The 26198-nt window shown below is 68.6% G+C and carries 24 protein-coding genes; 14 read left to right on the top strand and 10 right to left on the bottom strand.

Annotated elements, in window-relative coordinates:
- Positions 1–125 precede the first annotated feature (125 nt).
- Together BLQ03_RS09755 and tgt are read left to right on the top strand one after the other, a co-directional pair.
- Entirely contained in the window at positions 126–875 is a 750-nt protein-coding gene (locus BLQ03_RS09755; protein ID WP_090755341.1) for a GNAT family N-acetyltransferase, read from the top strand.
- A gap of 100 nt (positions 876–975) precedes the next feature.
- Positions 976–2103: a tRNA guanosine(34) transglycosylase Tgt gene (gene tgt / locus BLQ03_RS09750; RefSeq protein ID WP_090755338.1), complete on the top strand. Its 1128-nt coding sequence runs from the start codon at positions 976–978 to the stop codon at positions 2101–2103.
- On the opposite strand, the gene BLQ03_RS09745 is transcribed toward tgt, so the two are convergent.
- The 3 genes from BLQ03_RS09745 to ispH all read right to left on the bottom strand — a co-directional run bounded on the left by BLQ03_RS09745 (position 2100) and on the right by ispH (position 4352).
- On the bottom strand, positions 2100–2759 hold the full coding sequence (locus BLQ03_RS09745; RefSeq protein WP_090755335.1) for a trimeric intracellular cation channel family protein: 660 nt from the start codon (positions 2757–2759) through the stop codon (positions 2100–2102). The genes tgt and BLQ03_RS09745 overlap by 4 nt on opposite strands.
- Complete coding sequence (gene rnhA / locus BLQ03_RS09740; RefSeq protein WP_090755332.1) at positions 2756–3205, bottom strand: ribonuclease HI; 450 nt, start codon at positions 3203–3205, stop codon at positions 2756–2758. The genes BLQ03_RS09745 and rnhA overlap by 4 nt, the downstream gene beginning before the upstream one ends.
- A gap of 196 nt (positions 3206–3401) precedes the next feature.
- Positions 3402–4352, bottom strand: a complete 951-nt coding sequence (gene ispH / locus BLQ03_RS09735) for a 4-hydroxy-3-methylbut-2-enyl diphosphate reductase (protein WP_090755678.1) — start codon at positions 4350–4352, stop codon at positions 3402–3404.
- Between the two features lie 108 nt (positions 4353–4460).
- On the opposite strand from ispH, the gene gmk reads away from it, so the two are divergent.
- The 3 genes from gmk to BLQ03_RS09720 are packed head-to-tail and all read left to right on the top strand — an operon-like array spanning position 4461 to position 6699.
- A complete protein-coding gene (gene gmk / locus BLQ03_RS09730; RefSeq protein ID WP_090755330.1) occupies positions 4461–5090 on the top strand; it encodes a guanylate kinase in 630 nt (209 codons plus the stop codon).
- On the top strand, positions 5087–5608 hold the full coding sequence (locus tag BLQ03_RS09725; RefSeq protein ID WP_090755328.1) for a gamma carbonic anhydrase family protein: 522 nt from the start codon (positions 5087–5089) through the stop codon (positions 5606–5608). The genes gmk and BLQ03_RS09725 overlap by 4 nt, the downstream gene beginning before the upstream one ends.
- An 8-nt stretch (positions 5609–5616) precedes the next feature.
- The gene (locus BLQ03_RS09720) at positions 5617–6699 is read left to right on the top strand and encodes a sensor histidine kinase (RefSeq protein ID WP_090755325.1); all 1083 of its coding nucleotides are present in this window, start codon (positions 5617–5619) and stop codon (positions 6697–6699) included.
- Positions 6700–6920: 221 nt separating this feature from the next.
- Here BLQ03_RS09720 and purL read toward each other — a convergent pair whose 3' ends face one another.
- Both purL and BLQ03_RS09710 read right to left on the bottom strand, forming a co-directional pair.
- Positions 6921–9104, bottom strand: a complete 2184-nt coding sequence (gene purL, locus BLQ03_RS09715; RefSeq protein WP_090755323.1) for a phosphoribosylformylglycinamidine synthase subunit PurL — start codon at positions 9102–9104, stop codon at positions 6921–6923.
- Between the two features lie 269 nt (positions 9105–9373).
- A complete protein-coding gene (locus BLQ03_RS09710; RefSeq protein ID WP_090755675.1) occupies positions 9374–10270 on the bottom strand; it encodes a LysR family transcriptional regulator in 897 nt (298 codons plus the stop codon).
- 141 nt (positions 10271–10411) lie between these two features.
- Here BLQ03_RS09710 and BLQ03_RS09705 point away from each other — a divergent pair, with 141 nt between their 5' ends.
- The 7 genes from BLQ03_RS09705 to BLQ03_RS09675 all read left to right on the top strand — a co-directional run bounded on the left by BLQ03_RS09705 (position 10412) and on the right by BLQ03_RS09675 (position 19117).
- Positions 10412–13825 carry an indolepyruvate ferredoxin oxidoreductase family protein gene (locus BLQ03_RS09705; protein ID WP_090755320.1) on the top strand — a complete coding sequence of 1138 codons (3414 nt, stop codon included), beginning with the start codon at positions 10412–10414 and terminating at the stop codon, positions 13823–13825.
- A gap of 208 nt (positions 13826–14033) precedes the next feature.
- Positions 14034–14846, top strand: a complete 813-nt coding sequence (locus BLQ03_RS09700) for a glutamate racemase (protein ID WP_090755318.1) — start codon at positions 14034–14036, stop codon at positions 14844–14846.
- 18 nt (positions 14847–14864) lie between these two features.
- Complete coding sequence (gene ccmE / locus BLQ03_RS09695) at positions 14865–15308, top strand: cytochrome c maturation protein CcmE (protein ID WP_090755316.1); 444 nt, start codon at positions 14865–14867, stop codon at positions 15306–15308.
- Between the two features lie 74 nt (positions 15309–15382).
- Positions 15383–15994 (top strand): holin-associated N-acetylmuramidase, encoded by a 612-nt coding sequence (locus BLQ03_RS09690; protein WP_090755314.1) that lies wholly within the window; start codon positions 15383–15385, stop codon positions 15992–15994.
- Positions 15991–16581: a holin family protein gene (locus BLQ03_RS09685; protein ID WP_245688801.1), complete on the top strand. Its 591-nt coding sequence runs from the start codon at positions 15991–15993 to the stop codon at positions 16579–16581. The genes BLQ03_RS09690 and BLQ03_RS09685 overlap by 4 nt, the downstream gene beginning before the upstream one ends.
- 107 nt (positions 16582–16688) lie before the next feature.
- Entirely contained in the window at positions 16689–18647 is a 1959-nt protein-coding gene (locus tag BLQ03_RS09680; RefSeq protein WP_090755309.1) for a heme lyase CcmF/NrfE family subunit, read from the top strand.
- 5 nt (positions 18648–18652) lie between these two features.
- Positions 18653–19117 (top strand): cytochrome c-type biogenesis protein, encoded by a 465-nt coding sequence (locus tag BLQ03_RS09675; protein WP_425415731.1) that lies wholly within the window; start codon positions 18653–18655, stop codon positions 19115–19117.
- Here the strand turns inward: BLQ03_RS09675 and BLQ03_RS09670 are convergent.
- From BLQ03_RS09670 to BLQ03_RS09650, 5 genes are all read right to left on the bottom strand, one after another.
- Entirely contained in the window at positions 19105–19758 is a 654-nt protein-coding gene (locus tag BLQ03_RS09670; protein WP_090755304.1) for an NUDIX hydrolase, read from the bottom strand. The two genes, BLQ03_RS09675 and BLQ03_RS09670, sit on opposite strands and share 13 nt — an antisense overlap.
- Before the next feature lie 17 nt (positions 19759–19775).
- Complete coding sequence (locus BLQ03_RS09665) at positions 19776–20225, bottom strand: DUF983 domain-containing protein (protein WP_245688799.1); 450 nt, start codon at positions 20223–20225, stop codon at positions 19776–19778.
- Positions 20226–20348: 123 nt separating this feature from the next.
- The gene (gene eno / locus BLQ03_RS09660; RefSeq protein WP_090755301.1) at positions 20349–21626 is read right to left on the bottom strand and encodes a phosphopyruvate hydratase; all 1278 of its coding nucleotides are present in this window, start codon (positions 21624–21626) and stop codon (positions 20349–20351) included.
- A 94-nt stretch (positions 21627–21720) separates the two neighbouring features.
- Positions 21721–22416, bottom strand: coding sequence for an endonuclease/exonuclease/phosphatase family protein (locus tag BLQ03_RS09655; RefSeq protein ID WP_090755299.1), 696 nt, complete (start codon positions 22414–22416; stop codon positions 21721–21723).
- 42 nt (positions 22417–22458) lie between these two features.
- On the bottom strand, positions 22459–23871 hold the full coding sequence (locus tag BLQ03_RS09650) for a protein adenylyltransferase SelO (protein ID WP_090755297.1): 1413 nt from the start codon (positions 23869–23871) through the stop codon (positions 22459–22461).
- 168 nt (positions 23872–24039) lie between these two features.
- Between BLQ03_RS09650 and obgE the strand changes: the two genes are divergently transcribed.
- Both obgE and proB read left to right on the top strand, forming a co-directional pair.
- Entirely contained in the window at positions 24040–25068 is a 1029-nt protein-coding gene (gene obgE, locus BLQ03_RS09645) for a GTPase ObgE (protein ID WP_090755295.1), read from the top strand.
- Positions 25056–26174 carry a glutamate 5-kinase gene (proB, locus tag BLQ03_RS09640; protein WP_090755293.1) on the top strand — a complete coding sequence of 373 codons (1119 nt, stop codon included), beginning with the start codon at positions 25056–25058 and terminating at the stop codon, positions 26172–26174. The genes obgE and proB overlap by 13 nt, the downstream gene beginning before the upstream one ends.
- The last annotated feature ends 24 nt before the right edge of the window (positions 26175–26198 follow it).

The following is a 26198-nucleotide window of genomic DNA, read 5'->3' as shown; positions in this document are numbered from 1 at the left end:
GCGGTTCCCCCTCAACTTAGGACTGGATCGCGCCGGGACAAGCGCGCAGGACGGCGGGGAACGGCGCCCGGGCGCGGGCGTTTGAATCATGCGGGGAAACCCGCCATCGGGGATCGGGTGGCGTCATGCCGGAGTTGCGCAGGGGCCGCTACAGCGTGCGCGTCGCCCAGGGCGAGGACGATCTGCGCGCCGCCCAGCGCCTGCGCTGGCTGTGCTTCATCGGGCAACGGACCGGCCGCGAGGACGCCGAGGCACTGGACGCGGACGCCCTGGACGACCTCTGCCACCATGCCCTGATCGAGGATGCGCGCAGCGGCCGGCTGGTCGCCTGCTTCCGCATGATGCACCTCGCCTCTGGCGCCGAGATCGACCGCAGCTATTCCGCACAGTACTACGACCTGGAGGGGCTGCGCGACTTCCCCGGTCCCATGGTCGAGGTCGGGCGCTTCTGCGTGCGTCCGGCGCATTCCGACCCCGACATCCTGCGCGTGGCCTGGGCCTTCCTGGCACGCCATGTGGACCAGACGGGGGTGGAACTGCTCTTCGGCTGTTCGTCCTTTCTTGGCACCGACGCCGCCGGCTACGAGGATGCCTTTGCCATGCTGCGGGAACGCCACCTCGCGCCCCTGCGCTGGCGGCCCCGCGTCAAGGCGCCCGAAGTGGTCCGCTTTGCCCCTCTCACCGACCATCCCGATGCCGGGCGGGCCATGGCCGGGATGCCGCCCCTGCTGCGCAGCTACCTGATGATGGGCGGCTGGGTCAGCGACCACGCGGTCATGGACCGCCAGTTGAACACCATGCATGTCTTCACGGGTCTCGAGGTCAGGTCGATCCCGCCCGCCCGCGCGCGCACCCTGCGGCAACTGGCGGGCTAGTTGAGGGCTGGACCGGGGCTCCGGTGGTGTTTCGTTCGGGAAGAAGGACGTGAGGTTGCGCGCGGTTGCCGGTGGGTCCGCCGAGGACTAGAAGCGTCCGATGACCGGATTTTCCTTCACCCTGAACGCGACGGACGGGCGTGCGCGCACCGGCGCCATCCAGACCCCGCGCGGCGAGATCCGCACACCGGCCTTCATGCCCGTGGGCACCGCCGCGACCGTCAAGGCGATGCTGCCCGAAAGCGTCCGCGCGACCGGCGCCGACATCCTGCTGGGCAACACCTATCACCTGATGCTGCGCCCCGGCGCGGAACGCATCGCCCGGCTGGGCGGCCTGCACCGCTTCATGAACTGGGACCGGCCGATCCTGACCGACTCGGGCGGCTTCCAGGTGATGAGCCTTGCCGAACTGCGCAAGCTGACCGAGGAGGGCGTGACCTTCGCCAGCCACGTGGACGGCTCGCGCTACTTCCTGTCGCCCGAAACCAGCATGGAGATCCAGCGCCTGCTCGGGTCCGACATCGTGATGGCCTTCGACGAATGCCCCGCGCTGCCCGCCACGCATGAACGGCAGGCCGAGGCGATGCGGCTGTCGATGCGCTGGGCGCAGCGGTCGCGCGACGCCTTCGGCGACCGCCCCGGCCATGCGCTGTTCGGGATCATGCAGGGCGGGGTCGAGCGCGACCTGCGCGAGGAATCGGCCGAGGCCCTGCGCCGGATCGGCTTCGACGGCTATGCCATCGGCGGGCTGGCCGTGGGCGAGGGGCAGGAGGCGATGTTCGGCGTGCTCGACTACGCGACCGACCTGCTGCCTGCCGACCAGCCGCGCTACCTGATGGGGGTGGGCAAGCCCGATGACATCGTGGGCGCCGTCCAGCGCGGCGTGGACATGATGGACTGCGTTCTGCCCTCGCGTTCCGGCCGAACGGGGCAGGCATGGACGCGGCGCGGACAGGTCAACATCAAGAACGCCCGCCATGCCGATGACCCGCGCCCGCTGGACGAGCATTGCACCTGCCCCGCCTGCACGGGTTATTCCCGCGCCTACCTGCACCATGTCTTCCGCGCCGGAGAGATGATCTCGGGGATGCTGCTGACCTGGCACAACCTGCATTACTATCAGGAGATCATGCAGGGGATGCGCGACGCCATCGCGGCCGGCACGCTGGACGCCTGGGTCGCCGACTTCCACGCCACAAGGGCGCAGGGCGATATCGAGCCGCTCTAGCGGTTCCGTGGGGGCCGGGGGCGATAGACCGGCAGGCTCCAGCCCAGGACCATACTGCCGATCCGCAGGATCATCGTGACCGCACCGCACAGCACCACGGCGATGGACCGGTCCAGCCCGAGCCAGATCAGCACCACCGCCGTCAGCGCGCCCCCGAAGGCGGCGGTGATGTAAAGCTCGCCCTGCTTCAGGACCAGGGGCAGCTCGTTGCCGACCACGTCGCGCATCAGCCCGCCGAAGGTGCCGGTGACGACGCCCATCAGGACCACGATCACCGGGGAAACTCCGGCAGCCAGCGCGACGCCGACCCCTGCCGGGACGGCGACGGCCAAGGCGAAAGCGTCCAGCCAGCGCAGCCACTGCTGGCGGCTTTCGACCAGATGCGCGGTCCAGAAGACCAGCATCGCCGCCCCCGCCGCCAGCAGGATCAGCGAGGGGCGGTCCACCCAGAAGACAGTCGCGCGGTTCAGGATCAGGTCGCGCAGCGTGCCCCCGCCCACGGCCGTCATCGTCGCCATGAAGATGAAGCCCACGGGGTCGAGCTGCAGGCGGCTGGCCACCAGCGCCCCCGTCAGCGCAAAGACCAGTGCCGAGGAATAGTCGAGCAGCCAGACCAGCAGGGGCAGGTTCGCCCCGGTCAGGATGCCCTCGGTCATTTGAACGGCGCCATGCCCGCGCGGGCCAGCTCATCCGCGCGCTCGTTTTCCGGATGCCCGGCGTGGCCCTTGATCCAGGCCCAGGTGACCTGGTGGCGGTTGCGCGCCTCGTCCAGCCGCTGCCACAGGTCGGCGTTCTTGACGGGCTTGCGGTCGGCGGTCTTCCAGCCGTTCCGCTTCCAGCCGTGGATCCAGCTCGTAACGCCGTTCTTCACATAAGCCGAATCGGTGGTGATGGTGATGGTCGTAGGGCGGCTCAGCGCCTCGAGCGCCGAGATGGCGGCCATCAGCTCCATCCGGTTGTTGGTGGTGGCAGGCTCTCCCCCCGAAAGCTCGCGCTCCTTCACGACCGTCTCGCCGTCCAGCGCGCGCATCAGCACCCCCCAGCCCCCCGGTCCGGGATTGCCGCTGCAGGCGCCATCGGTCCAGGCGTGAAGTTCGGGCATTGAACGTATCCTTTCAGGTCCGGTCTTATCCGGGACAGGAGGCAACGGGCAACTGCCCGCCCGCCCTGCAAGACCGCTGTTCGTCTTCGTGGAAATATCCCGGCTTCCGAGCGCCGGGAAAACAGTCCAATGGACTGTTTTCAGCGAGAAAGGGCCGGCAGGCCCAAGTGCGGGCAGCGCGTCGGTGGCGAAGGGCTCAGGCCTCGCGCAACACGCGCGGCACCTTGAACTCGACCCGCTCCTGCGCGGTCTCGACCAGTTCCACCGTCAGGTCATACCGGTCCGCAAAGGCAGCGATGACCTCGTCCACCAGCACCTCGGGCGCGCTCGCCCCGGCCGTGACGCCGACCGAGCGGATGCCTTCCAGCGCCCGCCAGTCGATATCCGCCGCCCGCATCACGAGCTGCGCATAGTCGCAGCCCGCCGAGCGTCCGACCTCGACCAGCCGCTTCGAGTTCGAACTGTTCGGCGCCCCAATCACCAGCAGCGCGTCGATCTTCGGCGCGATGGCCTTGACCGCCGCCTGCCGGTTCGTCGTCGCATAGCAGATGTCGTCCTTGGCAGGGCCAACGATGGCGGGGAACCGCGCCTGCAGCGCCGCCACGATCTGCGCGGTGTCGTCCACCGACAGCGTCGTCTGGGTGATCCAGGCGAGCCTGTCCGGATCGCGCGGCATGACCTGCGCCACGTCCTCGACCGTCTCGACCAGGATCACCTCGCCGGGCGGAAGCTGGCCCATGGTGCCCAGCACCTCGGGGTGGCCCGCATGGCCGATCATGACCATCTGGAGGCCCTCGGCGTGGTGCCGCTCGGCCTCGATATGGACCTTGCTGACCAAGGGGCAGGTCGCGTCCACGAAGACCATCTCGCGCCGCCGCGCCTCGGCCGGGACCGATTTCGGCACGCCATGGGCCGAAAAGATCACGGGACGGTCGCCCGGCACCTCGTCCAGTTCCTCGACGAAGACCGCGCCCTTGTCGCGCAAGCCGTCCACGACGAAGCGGTTGTGCACGATCTCGTGACGCACATAGACCGGCGCGCCCCATTTCTGCAGCGCGAGTTCCACGATCTGCACGGCGCGGTCCACGCCCGCGCAGAATCCGCGCGGCGCGGCGAGATAAAGGATCAGGGGCGGCTTCTTGTCCATGCCTGCCAGATATAGCGCCCGGGCGCCCAGGTCCATAACCGCCCTGTCCTTGACCTTGCCTGCCCGCGTGGGGCAACTGTCCGCGCCGACCCAGCCGGAAGAGGGACCATGCAGCGCAGCGGATTGCTGATCATCATTTCGTCGCCCTCGGGCGCGGGCAAGTCCACGCTCGCGCGCAGGCTGATGGAATGGGACCCGACGCTGCGGTTCTCGGTCTCGGCCACCACCCGCAGCCCGCGCCCGGGCGAGGTCGAGGGGCAGCATTACTATTTCATGGACAAGCCCGCCTTCGACCGCATGGTGACGGAAGGCGAGATGCTGGAACATGCCGAGGTCTTCGGCAACTGCTACGGCACCCCGCGCGGCCCCGTGGAACTGGCGATGGCCGAGGGCCGCGACACGCTCTTCGACGTGGACTGGCAGGGCGGCCAGCAGATCCGCGCCTCGACGCTGGGCTCGCAGGTCGTGTCGATCTTCATCCTGCCGCCGAGCCTGCCGGAACTGGAGCGCCGGCTGCGGACGCGCAACCAGGACAGCGAGGACGTGATCGCCCGGCGGATGCTGAAAAGCCGGGACGAGATCAGCCACTGGGCCGAATACGACTATGTTCTGGTCAATGACGACATCGAGGCGACCGAGGCCGACCTCCGCGCCATCCTGACCGCCGAGCGCCTGCGCCGCGACCGCCGTCCGGCGCTGGGCGGTTTCGTACGAAAACTGATGGAGGAAGCTGCATGATCTGGGAACTCGACGGGATCGCCCCTGAAATCGCGCCCGATGCTTGGGTGGCGCCCGACGCGCAGCTGATCGGCCGCATCGTGCTCGAGGAGGAAGCGAGCGTCTGGTGGGCCGCCGTCCTGCGCGGCGACAACGAGGAGATCCGCATCGGCCGGGGATCGAACGTGCAGGACGGCTGCGTCTTTCACACCGATCCCGGCTTCCCGCTGCGGATCGGCGCGGATGTGACGGTGGGCCACAAGGCGATCCTGCATGGCTGCACGGTCGGTGACGGGGCGCTGATCGGCATGGGCGCGACGATCCTGAACGGTGCCGTCATCGGCGAGGGCGCGCTGATCGGCGCGGGCGCGCTGGTGGCCGAGGGCAAGCAGATCCCGCCCGGCGCGCTGGTCATGGGCGCGCCCGGACGCGTGGTGCGCCAGCTTGACGAGGCAGCGATCGCGGGGCTGCGCCAATCGGCCGCCCGCTATCGCGCCAACGCCGCACGCTTCCGCGCGGGCCTGCGCCCGGTCGGCTGACGCGCGCCATGGACAGCGTCGCCCTGCAGCAGATCGGCGATGCGGTCCCGGCGGCGATGCTGGTCCTGGACCGCGAGGCCCGCGTCGTCATGGCGAACACCGCCGCCGTCGAGATGCTGGGCCCCGGCCTGACCGACCGCCCCTTCGTCACCGTCCTGCGCCAGCCGCTTGTCAACCGCGCCGTGGACCAGGTCCTTGCACCTGTCCAGGCGCCCGCACCCGTGCGCCTGTCGGTCGGCATACGCGCGCGGGGACGGGAACGGAGATGCGTCGTTACCGTGTCTTCGCTGACCGTGCGAGGCCGCCGCGGTGCAACCGTCGTGCTGGAAGACACCACCGGCGTCGAGCAGGCCGAGCAGATGCGCCGCGATTTCGTCGCCAATGTCAGCCACGAGCTGCGCACGCCCCTGACTGCGCTGATGGGCTTCATCGAGACGCTGCGCGGCCCCGCCCGCGACGACGCCGCCGCGCGCGAGCGGTTCCTGGCCATCATGGACCGGGAGGCGGGCCGGATGAACCGCCTGATCGGCGACCTTCTGTCTCTCAGCCGCGTCGAGCAGGAAGAACGCCGCCGCCCCTCTGATCGCGTGGACCTGGCCACGCTGGTCCGCAGTGCCTGCGCCACGCTGGGTCCGACTGCACAGGCTGCGGATGTCACGCTGCGCCAGATCGGCACCGACAGGGCCGCTCCGGTCATGGGCGACGCCGACCAGATCCAGCAGGTGTTGCACAACCTGATCGAGAACGCGGTCAAATACGGCAGTCGCACCGGTGGAGAGGTCCGCGCCACCCTGTCCCATGTCGCGCACGAACCCGTCCTGCGCGGCCCCGGCTGGGCGATCGAGATCGCCGACAATGGCGAGGGCATCGACGAGGTTCACCTGCCGCGCCTTACGGAACGCTTCTATCGCGTGGACACCCACCGCTCGCGCGAGAAGGGCGGCACCGGCCTGGGCCTTGCCATCGTCAAGCACATCGTCGCCCGCCACCGGGGGCGGTTGAAGATCGACAGCGCGAAAGGGCTGGGCAGCCGCTTCACCGTGATTCTGCCGGAATGGACGTCGGCGGGCAGCGGGGCGCCACAGGGCTGACCGGCGTATTGGCGTCCCTGTCGGAGCCTCCGGCGGGGATATTTGAAGACAGAAGATGTTGCAGGAGTTGTCCTGCACCGCGCCTTTGCAAGGGCGTGACCCGGCGAGGGCTTTGCGGCGTCAGCGAGAGCGCCCAAGAGCTTCTTCTTCGTGAATATCCTCGGGGTCGTCGTATACGACGATGGGGGCAGACAGCCCCCGGTCTGGCGCTGACGCAAGGCTCAGGCGTGGTCCGGCACGTCACCCCGGATCGCACCCGCGAAGGCCGTGCGGTAAAGCTCGGACAGTTCCGCCAAGGCAGCCGAGTCGCCGCCCAGCGTGACCCGGTCGCCGCCGAAGCGGCCGACCTCGGCGATCTCGATGCCGGCAGCGCGGGCCGCGTCGAGCAGGCTGCCCGCATCCGCCGCAGGCGCGGCGATCAGGTAGCGGGCCTGGTCCTCTCCGAACAGCGTCGGGATGTCGGCGGCGTCCAGCGTCACTCCCATGCCCGCCGCCTCGGCCATCTCGAAGGCGGCGAGCGCGAGGCCGCCATCGGCAAGGTCGGTCGCCGCGCGGATGTGGTTGCGATGGGCCAGCAGGAACTCGCCATGCGCGCGCTCGGCCGCCAGATCAACGGAAGGCGCGTCGCCTGCCTCGATGCCCCAGGCCTCGGCGGCCAGCGCCGACTGGCCCATGTGGCCGCCCGTGACCCCGATCACCAGCGCGAGGTCGCCCTTGTGGGGAACCCCGGCGATCAGCTCGTCCAGCGTCTCGATAAGGCCGACCGCGCCGATGGTGGGGGTGGGCAGGATCGCCTGACCGTCGGTCTCGTTGTAAAGGCTCACGTTGCCCGACACGATGGGGAAGTCGAGCGCCCGGCAGGCCTCGCCGATCCCTTTGATTGCGCCGACGAACTGGCCCATGATCTCGGGCTTCTCGGGGTTGCCGAAGTTCAGGTTGTCGGTCGCGGCGAGCGGCTGCGCCCCGCAGGCGACGAGATTGCGCCAAGCTTCCGCCACGGCCTGCTTGCCGCCCTCGACCGGGTTCGCACGCACGTAGCGCGGCGTCACGTCGCTGGTGAAGGCCAGCGCCTTGTTCGTGCCGTGGACGCGCACGACGCCCGCGCCGAGTCCGGGCTTGCGGATCGTGTCGCCGCCGACCTGGGTGTCATACTGCTCCCACACCCATGCCTTGCGGGCGTAGTTGGGCGAGCCGATCAGCGCCTTCAGCGCCGCGATGGGCGCGATCTCGGGCAGGTCGCCCAAGGGCTCGGGGGCAGGAGTCTCTACCCAGGGACGGTCGTATTCCGGCGCGCTCGACGACAGCTTGGACAGCGGCAGGTCGGCCATGACCTCGTTGCCGTGCAGGATCAGGAAGCGGTCCTCGGCGATGGTCTCGCCCACGATGGCAAAGTCGAGGTCCCATTTCTCGAAGATCGCCCGCGCTTCTGCCTCTTTCTCGGGCTTCAGCACCATGAGCATCCGCTCCTGGCTTTCCGACAGCATCATCTCGTAGGCCGTCATCGCGGCTTCGCGCTGGGGCACGTGGTCCAGCACCAGCTTGATGCCGAGCCCGCCCTTGTCGCCCATCTCGACGGCGGAACAGGTCAGCCCCGCAGCGCCCATGTCCTGGATGGAAATGACCGCATCCGTCGCCATCAGTTCGAGGCAGGCTTCCAGCAGGCACTTCTCTGTAAAGGGGTCGCCGGCCTGCACGGTGGGGCGCTTGTCCTCGATGGTGTCGTCGAACTCGGCCGAAGCCATCGTCGCCCCGCCCACGCCGTCACGGCCGGTCTTGGCGCCAAGGTAGACCACCGGCATCCCCACGCCCGAGGCCGCCGAATAGAAGATGCGGTCGGCATCGGCCAGGCCCGCCGCGAAGGCGTTGACCAGGCAGTTGCCGTCATAGGCGCGGTGGAAGCGGACCTCTCCGCCAACGTTCGGGACGCCGAAGGCGTTGCCATAGGCGCCGATCCCTTCGACCACGCCCTTGACCAGATGCGGGGTGCGGGGGTGTTCCGGCCGCCCGAAGCTCAGCGCGTCCATCGCAGCGATGGGGCGGGCGCCCATGGTGAAGACGTCGCGCAGGATGCCGCCGACGCCGGTCGCGGCGCCCTGGTGCGGCTCGATGTAGCTGGGGTGGTTGTGGCTCTCCATCTTGAAGACCACGACCTGCCCGTCGCCGATGTCCACGACGCCCGCGTTCTCGCCGGGGCCGCAGATCACCTGCGGGCCGGTCGTGTGCAGCGTCCGCAGCCATTTCTTCGACGACTTGTAGGAACAATGCTCGTTCCACATCGCCGAGAAGATGCCGAGTTCCGTGTAGGTCGGCGCGCGTCCGATGATGTCCAGGATGCGCTGGTATTCGTCAGGCTTCAGCCCATGCGCGGCGACCAGTTCCTCGGTGATCGCTGGTTCGTTCTGCATGGCGAGGGTCCCCCTTGGTGCGGTTGCCAGCCTTCTAGGGCCAGCCGCGCGGAAGGGAAAGATGAAGGACGGCGCTGCGATGCAGCAAAAAAAAGCCGGGCACAAAGGCCCGGCCCAAGTCCAACAGGGAGGTTGAAGCAACGCGAGTCTCCTCGTGTTCCTTCAATGCCCAAATAAGCGGCGCCTCGCTTGCAGTTCAAGCGCGCCTTAACTTTATTGATGCATGACCGCCATGCGGACCATGCATGGCACTGGTAGAAGGCAATAACTCAGTTCTCGTCCGAGTTGCGCTTCATCGTCTGAATTTCCTCAAGCACGAAATCCCGGAATGCTGCAACGCGGCGGGACGAGCGCAATTCTTCGGGAAAGGCCAGGAAGACCGGGACCTCGGTCGACTCGACGTCCGGCAGCACGCGGACAAGCTGCGGCATCTCGTGTTCCATGTAGTTGGGCAGAATGCCGATGCCGACATGGCTGAGCACGCCCTGCAGGACGCCGAAGTAGCTGTTGACCAGCAGGGTGGAGGGCGACTGCTGGGTCAGCAGCGCCTGCGCCAGGACCGCGCCCGCCTGCACCTGCGGCGTTGTGGGATTCTGGCAGATCAGGCGATGGGCGGCCAGTTCCTCGACCTTCTGCGGCAGGCCGATGCGCTCTGCATATTCGGGCGAGGCGTAAAGCCGCATCCGGATGTTCAGCAGGCGGCGGCGGATCAGGTCGGCCTGGCTCGGCTCCTTCATGCGGATGGCGACGTCGGCCTCGCGCATCGGCAGGTCCAGCACCCGCTCTTCCAACAGCAGGTCGATCTTGAGATCGGGATAGCGCTCGTAAAGCTTGGCGAGCCGCGGGACCAGCCACAGCGTCCCGAAGCCGGTCGTGGTCGTGACTTTCAATTCGCCGAAGACATGCTCCTCGCTGTCGCGGATGCGGGCGGCGGTGGTGTCGAGCTTGCGGTTCATAGCCTTGGTGGCGTCGAACAGCATCTCGCCCTGTTCCGTCAGGATCAGGCCGCGCGCATGGCGATGGAACAGCGTGGTGCCAAGGCCCTCCTCCAGCGCGCGCACCTGCCGGCTGACCGCCGACTGCGACAGGTGCAGCGCATCCCCCGCATGGGTCAGGCTGCCCGCCTCTGCCACCGCGTGGAATATCCGCAGCTTGTCCCAGTCCAGCCCGTTCATACCTTGGTGCATCCCTGCCATGCGTTTTGCGCAACACATAGAGAGAAGCGGGACAAGAACAAAGGACTTTATCGGTCAGCTTACCTGACCTATACTGTGGCTCATGGCCGTCCAGCTTTGGGAGGAAGCAAGATGAGCGTTCAGGACATTTCCCTTGCCGATCGCTTCGACCTGACCAAGCGCCATGTGCTGCTGAACGGCACGCAGGCGCTGGTTCGCCTGATGCTGATGCAGTCGGCACGCGACCGGGCGGCGGGCCTGAACACGGCAGGGCTGGTGACGGGCTATCGCGGCTCTCCCCTTGGTGGGGTGGACCTGCAGATGATGCGGTCGAAGAAGCTGCTCGATCCCGCCAATGTCCTGTTCCAGCCCGGCCTGAACGAAGACCTGGCCGCGACCGCCATCTGGGGCAGCCAGCAGGCCGAGCTGCGCGGTGAGGGGAAATATGACGGCGTCTTCGCGCTGTGGTACGGCAAGGGACCCGGCGTGGACCGCACGGGTGACGTGATGCGTCATGCCAACATGGCGGGGTCGTCCAAGCATGGCGGTGTCGTCATGGCAATGGGGGACGACCATACAGGCGAATCCTCGACCGTGCTGCACCAGTCCGACTGGGCGATGGTGGACGCCTATATCCCGGTGCTGTCGCCCGCGGGCGTGCAGGAGATCCTGGACTTCGGCCTTTACGGCTGGGCGCTGAGCCGCTTCGCCGGCGTCTGGACCGGCCTCAAGACCATGAAGGACACGGTCGAGGCGACCAGCGTCGTCGACGGCGACCCCTTCCGCATGAGCTTCGTGACGCCCGACGACTTCGTCATGCCGGAAGGCGGGCTGAACATCCGCCTGGGCGACACGCCGGTCGCGCAGGAAGCGCGGATGATCGACTACAAGCGCTTCGCGGCCGAGGCCTTCGCCCGCGCGAACCGCATCGACCGCCGCATGTGGGGCAAGCCGGGGGCGAAGATTGGCATCTGCGCCGCCGGGAAAAACTGGCTGGACGTGGTCCATGCCATGTCGCTGCTGGGCATCGACGAGACAGAGGCCGAGCGGCTGGGCATCACCACCTACAAGATTGGCCAGACCTGGCCCCTGGACATGGTCAGCTTCCACGAATGGGCCGAGGGCCTGGACCTGATCATCGTGGTCGAGGAAAAACGCAAGCTGATCGAGGTGCAGGTCAAGGAGGCGATCTTCGACGACCGCCGCGGCCGCCGCGTCTATGGCTGGCACAAGGGCGACACCTGGGAACACGGGCGGCGGCTGGAACTGTTCCCCACCCGCTATGCCTTGGACCCGGTGCTGATCGCGCAACGTCTGGGCGACATCCTGATCGAGGAAGGCCGCCGCACCGACCGGCTGGAATCCGCGCTGGGCAAGCTGGCCGAGACGCGCCGCAACGACAATGCCCCCGAGGTCGCCACGCGGACGCCCTGGTTCTGCTCGGGCTGCCCGCACAACAGCTCGACCAAGGTGCCCGAGGGCAGCCGCGCCTATGCGGGGATCGGCTGCCACTACATGGTGCAGTGGATGGACCGGGAAACCACCGGCTTCACCCAGATGGGCGGCGAGGGCGCGAACTGGATCGGCGAAGCGCCGTTTTCCAAGCGGCCTCATGTCTTCCAGAACCTTGGCGACGGAACCTACAATCACTCGGGCTCTCTGGCGATCCGCGCGGCCAAGGCGGCGGGCACCAACATCACCTACAAGATCCTGTTCAACGACGCTGTTGCCATGACCGGCGGCCAGCCGAACGAGGGCGAACTGACCGCGCCTCAGATCGTGCGCGAGCTGCAGGCGATCGACGTGCCGGTGGTGCTGGTCCATGACGAGAAGGAGGAGATCGACCGCAAGCAGTTCCCGGCGGGCCTGCGCTTCGAGGAGCGCGCGAACCTCATGGCCGTGCAGCGCGAACTGGCCGAGGTGCCCGGCGTCACGGCCATCGTCTATGTCCAGACCTGCGCCGCCGAAAAGCGCCGCCGCCGCAAGAAGGGCAAGTTTCCCGACCCGGACCGCCGCGTCTGGATCAACCCCGAGGTCTGCGAGGCCTGCGGCGACTGCTCGGTCCAATCGAACTGCGTCTCGGTCGTGCCCTTCGACACCAAGCTTGGCCGCAAGCGCGCCATCGACCAGTCGTCCTGCAACAAGGACTATTCCTGCGTCAAAGGCTTCTGCCCTAGCTTCGTCAGCGTCCAGGGCGGCAAGCTGCGCAAGCCTGCCGCGGAGGCGCTGCACCTGCCTGACCTGCCCGCGCCTGCGCTGCCCGCGATCGACGGCACCCATAACCTTGTGATCACAGGCGTCGGCGGCACCGGCGTCGTGACCATCGGCGCGGTGCTGGCACAGGCCGCGCAGCTCGACGGCAAGGGCGCGGGGATGATGGAGATGGCCGGCCTTGCCCAGAAGGGTGGCGCGGTCCATATCCACCTGCGGCTGGCCAACGACCCCGCCGACATCAGCGCCATCCGCGTCGCCGTGGGTGAGGCCGACGCCATCATCGGCGGCGATCTGGTGGTAACGGCGGGCGCCAAGACCATCGGCCTGATGACCGGCGGCCGCACCGGCGCCGTCGTCAACGAGCACGAGATCATCACCGGCGAATTCACCCGCGTCCGCGACTTCCGCGTGCCGGCCGACCGGCTGAAGATGTCGCTTGAGGCGCGTCTGGGTGATCGCGTCAGCTTCCTCGACGCCTCGAAGCTGGCCGAGCGCTATCTAGGCGACTCGATCTATTCGAACATGCTGATCACCGGCGCGGCCTGGCAGCAGGGGCTTATCCCGCTCTCCGAAGAGGCGATCCTGCGCGCCATCGAACTGAACGGCGCCAAGGCCGAGGAAAACAAGCGTGCCTTCCAGATCGGCCGCTGGGCGATCCTTTATCCTGAACAGGCAGCCCCCGCGCCTGCCAAGGTGGAACGCTTCGATTCCGTCGGTTATCGCGCCGACAGGCTGATCGGCTATCAGGGACCCAAGCTCAAGCGCCGCTTCCTCAAGCTGGTGGACCTGGCGCCTGCCGAGCTGCGCGAAACGGTGGCCGAGAGCTGGTATCGGCTGCTGGCGGTAAAGGACGAATACGAGGTTGCCCGGCTGCACCTGACCACGACCGAAGGCGTCGCCCGTACCTTCGAGGGCGACACGAAGCTGACGTTCCACATGGCGCCCCCCTTCCTGGGCGGCAAGGATGCGGAAGGCCGCCCGAAGAAGCGCGAGTTCGGGGCGTGGATGCTTCCGGTCTTCCGCACGCTGTCCGCCATGCGGGGCCTGCGCGGTACGCCGCTGGACCTCTTCGGCTGGCAGGGCGAACGCCGCCGCGAGCGTGCGCTGGCGCGGCAGTACGAGCAGGACATGGCCGAGGTGCTGCCCAAGGTGACGCCCGCGACGATGGACATCGCCCGCGAGCTTGCCGCCCTGCCACAGCAGATCCGCGGCTACGGCTTCATCAAGGACGAGGCGGCCGAAAAAGCCCAGGCGCGGCGGGACGAGCTGCTGGCCGCTTTCCGCGCAGGCGGCTGGCCCTCGCAGCCCGAGATGCGCATCGCGGCGGAGTGAAGCCCGAACCTCGTGTCTCCCCCTGCCTCTAGCAGGGTATTTAAGCCAGAAGGAAGCACGCAGCCCTCAAGACGGCGCGTGTTTCTTCTTCGCTTAAGTATCCCGGGGTCCGGGGCAGAGCCCCGGTCCCAGCGTATCAATCTGACTTGAGTCATGGATTCCCCCCGCTTGCGCCCTTAGATGGGGTCCAGCTTCACGGAGGGTTCGGATGGCTGTCGGCGTCTTCGATTCGGGTCTGGGCGGGTTGACCGTGCACCAGGCCATCGCCAATCGGATGCCCGACCTGCCGCTGGTCTATCTGGGCGACAACGCCCATACGCCCTACGGCGTCCGCACCCATGACGACATCTTCGACCTGACCTGCAAGGGCGTCGAGCGGCTGTGGCAGGAAGGCTGCGATCTCGTGATCCTCGCCTGCAACACGGCCAGCGCCGCCGCCCTGAAACGGATGCAGGAAACCTGGCTGCCCCAGAACAAGCGCGTCCTTGGCGTCTTCGTCCCGCTGATCGAGGCGCTGACCGAGCGCCACTGGGGCGACAACAGCCCCCCGCGCGAGGTTGCCATAAAGCACGTGGCCCTGTTCGCCACCCCCGCCACTGTCGCCAGCCGCGCCTTTCAGCGGGAACTGGCCTTCCGCGCCATCGGCGTCGATGTCGAGGCGCAGCCCTGCGGTGGGGTCGTGGACGCCATCGAGGACGGGGACGAGATGCTGGCCGAGGCGCTGGTGCGGTCCCATGTCGAGGCCCTCAAGCGTCGGATGCCGCATCCCGAGGCCGCGATCCTGGGCTGCACCCATTACCCGCTGATGGAAAAGGCCTTCCGCGAGGCGCTGGGGTCGGGCGTCGCCGTCTATTCGCAGGCAGGGCTGGTGGCCGAAAGCCTCGAAGACTACCTGCGGCGCCGGCCCGAGTTCCTGGGCTCGGGCACGCAATCGCGTTTCCTGACTACCGGCGACCCCGAGCGGGTCACCTCAAAGGCCACGCAGTTCCTGCGCCATCCGATCCGCTTTGAAGCGGCCTGAGAAAGCAAGGGCAATCCGATGAAATCGCTCAAGAAGAAACGCCGCATCCAGGTCCTGATCGCGGCCGCTGTCGCGCTGGTGGTGGCGGCCGTGCTGATCGGCTACGGTTTTCGCGACGGGATCAACCTCTACCGTTCACCCACGCAGCTGGCCGAAGCGCCGCCGCCCGCGGGCGAAGTCTTCCGCCTTGGCGGGCTGGTCGAGGAGGGCTCGCTGGTGCGGGGCGAAGGCGAGACGGTGAGTTTCTCGGTCACCGACGGCGGAGAGGTCGTCCCCGTGACCTTCCGCGGGGTGCTGCCGGACCTGTTTGCCGAGAACGCGGGCATGATCGGCACCGGGACAATGGTCGATGGCGTCTTCGTTGCGGACGAGATTTTGGCCAAGCACGACGAGAACTACATGCCGCGCGAGGTCTCGGATTCGCTGAAGGAGCAGGGCGTCTACAAGGGCCCGACCTCCTGACCGCAACGCGCGGAGGGTTAACGCAAGGTTAACATCCCCGCGCGACCCTGCCTGCCTCAACCTTGGGGGCAGGGATGCAGACAGTCGAGCAGATCGCCGCTGCCATCGTGGCGCGCGAAGGGGGGTTCGTGGACGACCCCGATGACCCCGGCGGGGCCACGAACCACGGGGTCACTCTCGGCACGATGCGCGGCCTGGGGCTGGATCTCGATGGCAACGGCCGGGTGAACGCGGCGGACGTGCGGCGGCTGGATCCTGTGCAGGCCGCGCGCATCTATGTGGATCACTACTTCCGCCGTCCGCGCCTGGACCGCCTGCCGCAGGCGGTGCAGGCCAGCGTCTTCGACATGCAGGTGAATGCGGGCGCCAACGCGGTGAAGATCCTGCAACGCTTGGTGTCCCGCATGGGCTTTGCCTGCACCGACGACGGCGTGGTGGGGCCGAAAACCGAGGCCGCCGCCCAGGCCGCCACTGCCGCCGCGCCCGCGCATCTGGCGGACGCCTACGGGATCGCCCGGCGCAACTACTATTACGCATTGGCCGACGCACGCCCCGCCAGCCGCAAGTTCGCGCGCCGTCAGGACGGCGGCAAGGGTGGCTGGATCACCCGGGCCGAGGAGTTCATCTCGCCCCGTTATCACCTGACCGAGGCGCAGCACCGCGAAAGGACCTCCCGATGGGCATGATCGACCGTTTCCTGACCCGCTCGGGCGGGATCGCCGCCGCCGCCGAGGCCGCGGGCAACGTGGCCGAGATCTTCACCCCCAACGCCACCCGCCGGATGGAACTGGACGAGGAGGCCTATGCCCGCGCCATCACCCAGGCGCAGGCCGAGTTCACCCACGCGCCGCATACCTGGTGGGACAGCCTGATGAACGGGCTGAACCGCCTGCCGCGTCCGCTGCTGACGCTGGGGACCATCGGGCTGTTTGCCTATGCGATGATCGATCCGCCCGGCTTTTCGATGCGGATGGAGGGGTTGGCGCTGGTCCCCGAACCCCTCTGGTGGCTCATGGGGGCCATCGTCAGCTTCTATTTCGGCGCGCGCGAGGCGCATTATTTCCGCCGCCGCGTCTGGCCGCGCGCCAAGGTCCAGGCGACCGTGGTGGGCGAGGACGGCTGGCGCGCGCCTCAGGTGCCGGTGGGCGATGCCGGGCTGCCCGGGCTGCCCGGGCAGGCGACACCCTCCGACGTGGCAAGTCCCGTCCGCCGCCCCGCCGATGATTTCGCTGACAACCCGGCGCTGAGGGACTGGGCGCAGACGCTGGGCTGAGGCCTTTGCCCTAACACCCCTGTGACAACCCGGCGCGGCGCGGGGTCTGGTCGCGGGGCGCGTGAAGGCTTACCTTGCCCCCGGGCCATATCCCCGGGGGTTTTTCCATGATTGCCGAGCTTGGACATTACGCGCTGATCCTCGCCTTTGGCATTGCGCTGTTCCAGGCGGTCGTGCCGATGGTCGGCGCCTCGCGCGGCTGGCCTGCCTGGATGGAAAGCGCCCGCCCCGCCGCAATGGCGCAGTTCGGGCTGCTGGGCATTTCCTTTGCGGCGCTGACGGTGGCTTTCATCACCTCGGATTTCAGCGTGGCGCTGGTCTATGAGAACAGCCACTCGGCCAAGCCCATGCTTTACAAGGTCACGGGCGTCTGGGGGAACCACGAGGGCTCGATGCTCATGTGGGTGCTGATCTTGGCGCTGTTCGGTGCGGCCGCCGCCAGCTTCGGCGAGCATCTGCCGCCGGGCCTGCGCGCCCGCGTGCTGGCGGTGCAGGGCGCGATCGGAGTGGCCTTCCTGGCCTTCATCATCTTTACCTCGAACCCCTTCACCCGGATGAGCCCGCCCGCCTTCGACGGCCGCGACCTGAATCCGTTGCTGCAGGACCCGGGGTTGGCCTTCCACCCGCCGTTCCTCTACCTCGGCTATGTCGGCCTTTCGATGTCCTTCTCCTTCGCCGTCGCCGCCCTGATCGAGGGGCGCGTGGATGCCGCCTGGGCGCGCTGGGTGCGGCCCTGGACGCTGGCTGCCTGGATGTTCCTGACCATCGGCATCGCGCTGGGGTCGTGGTGGGCTTACTACGAGCTCGGCTGGGGCGGCTTCTGGTTCTGGGACCCGGTGGAAAACGCTTCGTTCATGCCCTGGCTGATCGCCGCCGCGTTGCTGCATTCCGCCATCGTGGTCGAAAAGCGCGAAACGCTGAAAAGCTGGACAATCCTTCTGGCGATCCTGGCCTTCGGTTTCTCGCTGGTCGGCACCTTCATCGTGCGCTCGGGCGTGATCACCTCGGTCCACAGCTTCGCCAGCGACCCGGCCCGCGGGATCTTCATCCTCGGCATCACGGCCTTCTTCATCGGCGGCGCGCTGACGCTTTACGCGGCACGGGCCGGGGCCATGACCTCGCGCGCCGTCTTTTCACCGGTGTCGCGCGAAGGGGCACTGTTGCTGAACAACCTGCTGCTGGCTGTCGCGGGGTTCGTCGTCTTCATCGGCACGATCTGGCCCTTGGTGGCCGAGCTGCTGTGGGACCGCCGCCTGTCGGTGGGCACGCCCTTCTTCGAAAAGGCCTTCACCCCCTTCATGATCGTGCTGGCCATCGCGCTGCCGATCGGGTCGATCCTGCCGTGGAAGCGCGGCAATCTGGGCCGCGCGGCAAAGACACTGGTGCCTGCCGTGATCCTGACGGTCGCGGTGGCGGCGCTGGTCTATGCCGTCTCGACCGGACGCTCGGGTCTTGCGGTCGTGGGCGCCGCCCTGGGTGCCTGGCTGATTGCCGGGTCGGCGGTGGACATCTGGCAGCGGGCGGCGGGCCAGTTCGGGCGCCTGTCGCGGCTGCCGCGCGCCGACTGGGGCCGGGTCGTGGCCCATGCGGGTCTGGGCGTCACCTTTGTCGGCATCAGCCTGCTGATGGCCTGGTCGGTCGAGGACATCCGCGTTGCCCGCGAGGGCGAAACCTTCGAAGTCGCGGGCTACCGGATCACGCTTCAGGATGTGGCCGAGGTGCAGGGGCCGAACTATGTCTCGACCACCGCCGCGATGCGGGTCGAGCGGAACGGGCGCGAAGTCGCCGTCCTGCATCCCGAAAAGCGGGTCTATCCCGTGCAGGCCATGCCCACGACCGAGGCCGCGATCCGCACCTCGTTCTGGGGCGACATCTACCTGGTCATCGGCGACCCGCAGCAGGGCGGGGGATGGGCCGTCCGCAGCTACATCAAGCCTTTCGCCTTCTGGATCTGGATGGGCTGCGGTCTGATGGCCTTGGGTGGCGTCATCAGCCTGACCGACCGGCGCTGGCGGGTGGCGGCGACGGCGCGCAAAGCGGCACCCCGCGCAGTGGCCGCGGAATGAGGGGGCTGCGCGCAACCGCCGCGATGCTGGCGCTGGTGGCGGCACAGGCCGCCTGGGCCGTCCAGCCCGACGAGGTGCTGGCCGATCCTGCGCTGGAACACCGCGCGCGCGAGATCGGGCAGATGCTGCGCTGCCCCGTCTGCCAGGGCGAGAACATCGACGAATCGAACGCGCCCATCAGCCGCGATCTGCGCCTTTACGTGCGCGAGCGGCTGGTCGCGGGCGACAGCGATGCGCAGGTGATCGATGCCGTGACCGAGCGCTTTGGCGAGTTCGTGCTGTTCGAGCCGAGGGCCGAGGGCGGGAACCTCATCCTCTACTGGGCCGGTCCGCTGATGGCGCTGGTCGCGGCGCTGGCCGCCTTCCTGTTCCTGCGCGGCCGCCGCCCCGAATCCGCGCCCGCGCCCGAGGCGCTGACCGCCGAGGAACGCGCGCGGCTTGACGCGCTGATGCGCGATCAGGAAAGCTGAACGAAGCGGGGCTCCGGTCCCCGGTTGTCGAAGAAGGGCACCGTTTCGGGCGCGTGCAGCGGGCCGTACCCGGCGGCGCGGACCAGCGCCTCGATCTCGGCCAGCACCACCTCGGTGATGAAGGGCAGGTCCAGGGCGCGGGCCTCGGACAGCGGCACCCAGTGCAGGTGGCTCAGCTCGTCGCAGGCGCCGGAGAAATCGTCGCGGTCGCCCACGATGTTGCGCGCGTCGATCAGGAAGAAGCGCGCGTCGAAACGGCGCGGTCGGCCCGGGGGCGTGATCGCGCGGAAGACGAACAGCAGCGGGTCGTCGGCCGAGGGGGCCAGCGTCAGTCCGGTTTCCTCGACCATCTCGCGCAGGGCCGCGCGGGCAAGGGCATCGGGGCTGACGGTTGCGCCCGCCAGCGGCTCGGCGGACAGCCGGGCGCGGCAGGCGTCCGACAGGGCCTCGGGGCAGGGCGCGTCATCCTCGGCATCCACGGCGCCGCCGGGAAAGACGTATTTCGACGGCATGAAGGCCGCGCCCGCGCCGCGCATCCCCATCAGGACCGAGGGGCCATCCGCCCGGTCGCGGTCGATCAGGATCACCGTTGCCGCATGGCGGATACGATCGGCGGAAGGGACGGGGCGGTCGACCGGCACGGGCGCTGGGCCTGTGGTCACGGCTCGTTCGGGCGATCCTCGCCCCCGTGGCCGAAGCCGTGCATCCGCTTGGCCCATTGCAGCCCGACGAAGGCGCCCTTGATGATCGGCAGCAGGATCAGCGAGGCCAGCAGCGAGCCCCCCAGGAAGATCGCGATCATCACCTCGGAGGAGGGGCGATAGATCGTATAGACCGACAGCATCACGGCGGCGGCGACATGCGAGACGATAAGGATCGTGACATAGGCCGGGCCGTCGTCGGCGCGCTGGTGATGCAGCGCCTCGCCGCAGTTCGGGCAGTGGTCCTTGACCTTGAGGTATCCGGTGAACAGCCGCGCCTCGCCGCAGTTCGGGCAGCGGCCCATCGCGCCGCGGCGCATTGCCAAGCCCAGCATCCGCTCGGGGTCTGCGGTCCTTGCCTCTTGCGGATGCGCCATGCCGATCAACCTGTCCTGCTTCCGTTTCATGGAAGATAGGCGCTTCGCACGGGCTCTGCCACCACTTTGGGCTTGCAAATGTGGGGCGGCAGGTCGGCCCTTCTGCAGGGCCGGAAGCTCCGGGGGACGATGCCCCCCGGAGCAGGGACGGCCTTAGCCGCGCAGGATCGAGCGGCCGGCGTATTCGGCGGTCGCGCCCAGCATCTCCTCGATGCGGATCAGCTGGTTGTACTTCGCCAGCCGGTCCGAGCGTGCGAGGCTGCCGGTCTTGATCTGGCCGCAGTTGGTGGCGACGGCGAGGTCGGCGATGGTCGCGTCCTCGGTCTCGCCCGAGCGGTGCGACATGACCGAGGTGTAGCCCGCGCGGTCGGCCATCATCACCGCGTCCAGCGTTTCCGACAGCGTGCCGATCTGGTTCACCTTCACCAGCAGCGAGTTGCCGCAGCCTTGGGCAATCCCTTCCGCCAGCCGCGCGGGGTTCGTCACGAAGAGGTCGTCGCCGACCAACTGGACCGAGGCGCCCAGCTTTTCCGTCAGCAGGCGCCACCCGTCCCAGTCGTCCTCGGCACAGCCGTCCTCGATCGACAGGATCGGATAGTCGGCGCAGAGGGCTGCGAGGTAGTCCACGTTCTCGGCCGAGGTGAAGGACTTGCCTTCTCCGACCATCTCGTAACGGCCGTTCTTGAAGTATTCGGTCGAGGCGCAGTCGAGCGCCAGCATGATGTCGTCGCCGGGCTTGTAGCCGGCCTTCTCGATCGAGCGCAGGACGAAGTCGAGGGCGTCGCGGGTGGACGACAGGTTCGGTGCGAAGCCGCCCTCGTCACCCACGCCGGTGGCCAGACCAGCGGCCGACAGTTCCTTCTTCAGCGTGTGGAAGACTTCCGAGCCCATGCGGACGGCTTCGCGGATATTCTCCGCCGAAACCGGCATGATCATGAATTCTTGGATGTCGATCGGGTTGTCGGCGTGCTCGCCCCCGTTGATGATGTTCATCATCGGCACAGGCAGGATGCGCGCGCCCGTCCCGCCGACATAGCGGTAAAGCGGCTGCGAGGTCGCCTCGGCCGCGGCCTTTGCCACCGCCAGCGACACGCCCAGGATCGCGTTCGCGCCCAGGCGGCCCTTGTTGGAGGTGCCGTCCAACTCGATCATCATCATGTCGATGGCGCGCTGCTCGGTCGCGTCCTCGCCGATCAGGGCCTCGGACAGCTCTCCGTTGACCGAGGCCACGGCCTCCAGCACGCCTTTGCCCAAATAGCGCGACTTGTCGCCGTCGCGCTTTTCCACCGCCTCGTGCGCGCCGGTGGACGCCCCCGAGGGCACCGCCGCGCGGCCCATCGTGCCGTCTTCGAGCGTGACATCGACCTCGACGGTCGGGTTGCCGCGGCTGTCGAGGATTTCGCGCGCGAAGATGTCGATGATGGCGGTCATGGGGCCGGACCTCGTGATGGAAGGGTTCGGCCGCCTTCTAGCGGCTGCATCCGCGCGGCGGAAGCCGCAGCCGCGCTGTTTGCGCAACCAGACCCTATTCGGTGTCGCGGATCAGCAGGTCGGCCCAGATCGGCAGGTGGTCCGAGGCCTTGCGCGCCAGCGGCCTGTCGAAGACGCCGCAATCCAGCACCTTGATCGAGGGCGTGACGGCGATGCGGTCATAGCGCAGCCGGGGCGAAAGCGCGGGCCAGCTTCGGCCCGGCGCGATCACGTCGAGGTCGGTCAGCGCCTCGAGCCCGTGCTCGCCCCGCCATTCGTTGAAATCGCCCGTCAGCACGACCGCGTCGCCGCCCCGGCGCCCCGCCTTGGCGGCAAGGCGCGCCAGTTGCGCGCGGCGGGACGAGCGCATCAGGCCGAGGTGGACGGCGATCACCGTCAGGCCCGGCAGATGCATCATGACCGCGCCGCGCGGCTCCACCCCCGGAAGCGCCAGGGGCAGCGACCGGGCCATGGCGGCCAGGTCCGGGCGCAGCAGGATGGTCTGCCCGTGCCAGCCCAGAGACTGGCCCGAGGTGCGGCGGTGGTCCACCGGCACCAGTCCCGTCGCCGCCTCGATCATGTCGCGGGGCAGGGCCTCGGGACGCAGGCCCATGCGGAAGTCCACCTCCTGCAGGGCCACGATGTCGGCGCCCAGGCCCGCGATGACCGCGAGGTTCTGTTCGGGGGCGTAGGGGCCGAAGGTGCCGCGGCACTTGTGGAGGTTATAGCTGGCGAGGCGCAGGCGCATCATGGGATCCGAGCGGGGGCGGGTGCCGCCTTGTCGAACAGCCCGTCAGGTGCCGCAATAGGTCACGCGCACTTCCTCGCCCTGCTCGGGCGAGGCCGCGAGGTCCGCCCAGTCGGCGCGGTCCTCGAAGGGATGCGTGACCGCCTCGACCAGCCGCTGGAAGGGCGCGAAATCGCCCTGCACGCCCGCGTCGATGGCCTGCTGGATGCGGTGGTTGCGCGGGATGCGCGCGGGGTTCGCCCGTGCCGCCAGCGCAAGGTCGGGGCCGCGCGCCTGCCAGTCCCGCTGCCACTCCATGAAGGGCGCGGGGTCGGCGAACTCGGCTGTGGCCTCTCCGGTGACGAGCCCACGGAAGGTCCGGGTGAAATCTGCCTCCTGCTGGGCCATCATGGTTAGCAGGCGCTCGATCAGCGGTTGGTCCCCGGCGCCTGCCTCGGGCAATCCCAGCTTGGCGCCGAAGCGCTTGAGCCAGGCGGCCTGGTAGATCGCGGGAAAGCCATGGACGATCCGGGTGGCCTCGGGCACCGCGCCCTCGGGATCAGGCATCAGCGGCAAGAGGCACGAGGCGAGCTGCGCGAGGTTCCAGACGGCGACCTGCGGCTGCTGCGACCAGGCATAACGCCCGTGCCGGTCGATCGAGGAGAAGACCGTGTCCGGGTGATAGGCGTCCATGAAGGCGCAGGGGCCGTAGTCGATGGTCTCGCCCGAGACGGCCATGTTGTCGGTGTTCATCACGCCGTGGATGAAGCCCAGCGCCATCCATTGCGCGATGGTTTCCGCCTGACGCGCGACGACGCCGGCCAGCAGTTCCATCGGGGAGGTGGCGTCGGGATAGTGGCGTGCGATGACGTGGTCGGCCAGCGCCCGCAGGCGGTCCACGTCGCCCCGGATGGCGAAGAACTCGAAGGTGCCGACGCGGATGTGGCTGGAAGCCACGCGGGTCAGGACGGCGCCGGGCAGGGGAGATTCGCGCCAGACGACCTCGCCGGTCGTGGCGGCGGCCAGCGCCCGCGTGGTGGGGACGCCCACCGCGTGCATGAACTCGCTGACGGCATATTCGCGCAGGACCGGACCCAGCCAGGCGCGTCCGTCGCCCCGGCGCGAGAAGGGCGTGGGCCCCGATCCCTTGAGCTGGATGTCGAAGCGCGCGCCGTCGGGGGCCACGACCTCGCCCAGCAGCACGGCGCGGCCGTCGCCCAGTTGGAGCGAAAGACCGCCGAACTGGTGGCCTGCATAGGCCTGGGCGATAGGCTCGGCCCCTTCCGGGGGCTTGTTCCCGGAGATCATCGCCAGCCCCTCGGGGCTGCGCAGCCAGTCGGGGTCTATCCCGAGCCGCTGGGCCAGGCCGTCGTTGACGGCGATCAGGCCCGGCTGGGCGACCGGGGTGGGCGGCGTCCGGGTGTAGAAGCCGGGGCCGAGGCGGGCATAGGAATTGTCGAAGGCGATGGGCTGGGTCATGCCGTCGATTTGGGTGTGCGCCGCGACGATTGTAAGAGAGGGGCGCTGCCCCTCGGGCCTGCGGCCCTCACCCCGGGATACTTGGCGAAGAAGAAGCCCGGCGGCCTTTGCCTTGCGTGGCGAGGACGGGGCGCGTATCCCCATGCGCAACAGCCGGAGACCACGCCCATGAAGTTTCTCGATCTTGCCAAGGTCTATATCCGCTCGGGCGGCGGCGGGGCCGGTGCCGTGTCCTTCCGGCGCGAGAAGTTCATCGAATACGGCGGCCCCGATGGCGGTGACGGCGGGCGGGGCGGCGATGTCTGGGCCGAGGCGGTCGAGGGGCTGAACACCCTGATCGACTTCCGCTACCAGCAGCATTTCTTCGCCAAGTCCGGCCAGCACGGCATGGGCGCGCAGCGCACGGGCGCGAGCGGCGATGACATCGTCCTGCGCGTGCCGGTCGGGACCGAGATCCTGGACGAGGACCAGGAGACGGTGATCGCCGACCTGACCGAGCCGGGGCAGCGTGTGCTGCTGGCCCGTGGCGGCAACGGCGGCTTCGGGAACCTGCATTTCAAGACCTCGACCAACCGCGCGCCGCGTCACGCCAATCCCGGCCAGCCGGGGATCGAGCGGACCCTGTGGCTGCGGCTGAAGCTGATCGCCGACGTGGGGCTGGTCGGTCTGCCGAATGCGGGCAAGTCCACCTTCCTGGCGGCCGTGTCGAACGCCCGGCCCAAGATCGCGGATTACCCCTTCACCACGCTGGTCCCGAACCTCGGCGTTGTCGGCATCGACGGGCATGAGTTCGTGATGGCCGACATTCCGGGGCTGATCGAGGGCGCGAGCGAGGGCAAGGGCCTGGGCGACCAGTTCCTGGGCCATGTCGAACGCTCGAACGTGCTGCTGCACCTGGTGGATGGCACCTCCGAGGACGTGGCGGCGGACGCCCGCACCATCCTGACCGAGCTTGAGGCCTATTCCCCCGTGCTGGCCGAGAAGCCGCGCATCACGGTCCTGAACAAGATCGACGCCCTGGACGAGGACACCCGCGCCGAGCGTCTGGCTGCCTTGCAGGAGGAGGTCGGCGGGCCGGTCCTGTCCATGTCCGGCGTTTCGCGCGAAGGGCTGACCGAGGTTCTGCGGGCGCTGTGGCAGAAGATCGAGCCGACGCGGAAGCCGAAGGTGGAAAAGACTTCCACATGGCAGCCGTGACGCCGGACATCGCCGGCGCGCGACGGCTGGTGGTCAAGATCGGCAGCGCGCTGCTGGTCAGCAAGGAGGGGCTGCGCGCCGACTGGCTGCGGGGGCTCTGCGATGACGTGGCGCTGTGGCGCGGGCGCGGGGCGGATGTGGTTCTGGTGTCCTCTGGCTCCATCGCGCTGGGCCGGCGGGTGCTGGGCCTGCCCTCGGGCGCGCTGACGCTGGAACAGTCGCAGGCCGCCGCCGCCGTGGGCCAGATTCGCCTGGCCCGCGCCTATGAGGAGATGTTGGCGCCGCATGGCGTGACCACGGCGCAGATCCTCGTGACGCTGGAGGATACCGAGAACCGCCGCCGTTATCTCAACAGCCGCGCGACGATGGAGACGCTGCTTTCCTTGGGCGTCGTGCCGATCGTCAACGAGAACGACACGGTCGCGACGGACGAGATCCGCTATGGCGACAACGACCGGCTGGCCGCGCAGATCGCCGTGACCTGCGGGGCGGACCAGTTGGCTCTGCTGTCGGACGTGGACGGGCTTTACACGGCCAACCCCAAGACCGACCCCTCGGCCCGGCACCTGCCGGTGGTCGAGGCGCTGACGCCCGAGATCGAGGCGATGGGCGGCGATCCCGTCTCGGGGCTGTCCAAGGGCGGCATGAAGACCAAGCTGATGGCTGCCCGCACGGCCGTTTCCGGCGGCTGCGCGATGGCGATTGCCGAAGGGTCCGTGATGCGGCCCCTGTCGGCGGTGGCCGAGGGCGCGCGCGTGACGTGGTTCCTGCCCGAGGGCGACCCGCAGGCCTCGCGCAAGCGCTGGATCGCGGCGATGAAGCCAAGGGGCGAGCTGGTCGTGGACGAGGGGGCGGCCCGCGCGTTGGCCGACGGGCGGTCGCTGCTGCCTGCGGGCGTGCGGCAGGTCACGGGAGTCTTCCACCGAGGCGATCCCGTGGTGATCCGGGGGCCGTCCGGCGCGGCGCTGGCGCAGGGTCTCGTGCGCTACGATTCCACCGACGCGGTGCGGATCGCGGGCAAGCGCAGCGACGAGATCGCGGCGATCCTGGGCGAGCAGGTCCGCGCCGCGCTGGTCCACCGCGACGACATGGCGGTGAACCGCTGAGGCCCGCAATGCGCCAGGCCAAGG

Source organism: Paracoccus chinensis, from assembly GCF_900102885.1.
Taxonomy (GTDB): Bacteria; Pseudomonadota; Alphaproteobacteria; order Rhodobacterales; family Rhodobacteraceae; genus Paracoccus; species Paracoccus chinensis.
This window is presented reverse-complemented; position numbering and strand designations above follow the sequence as displayed.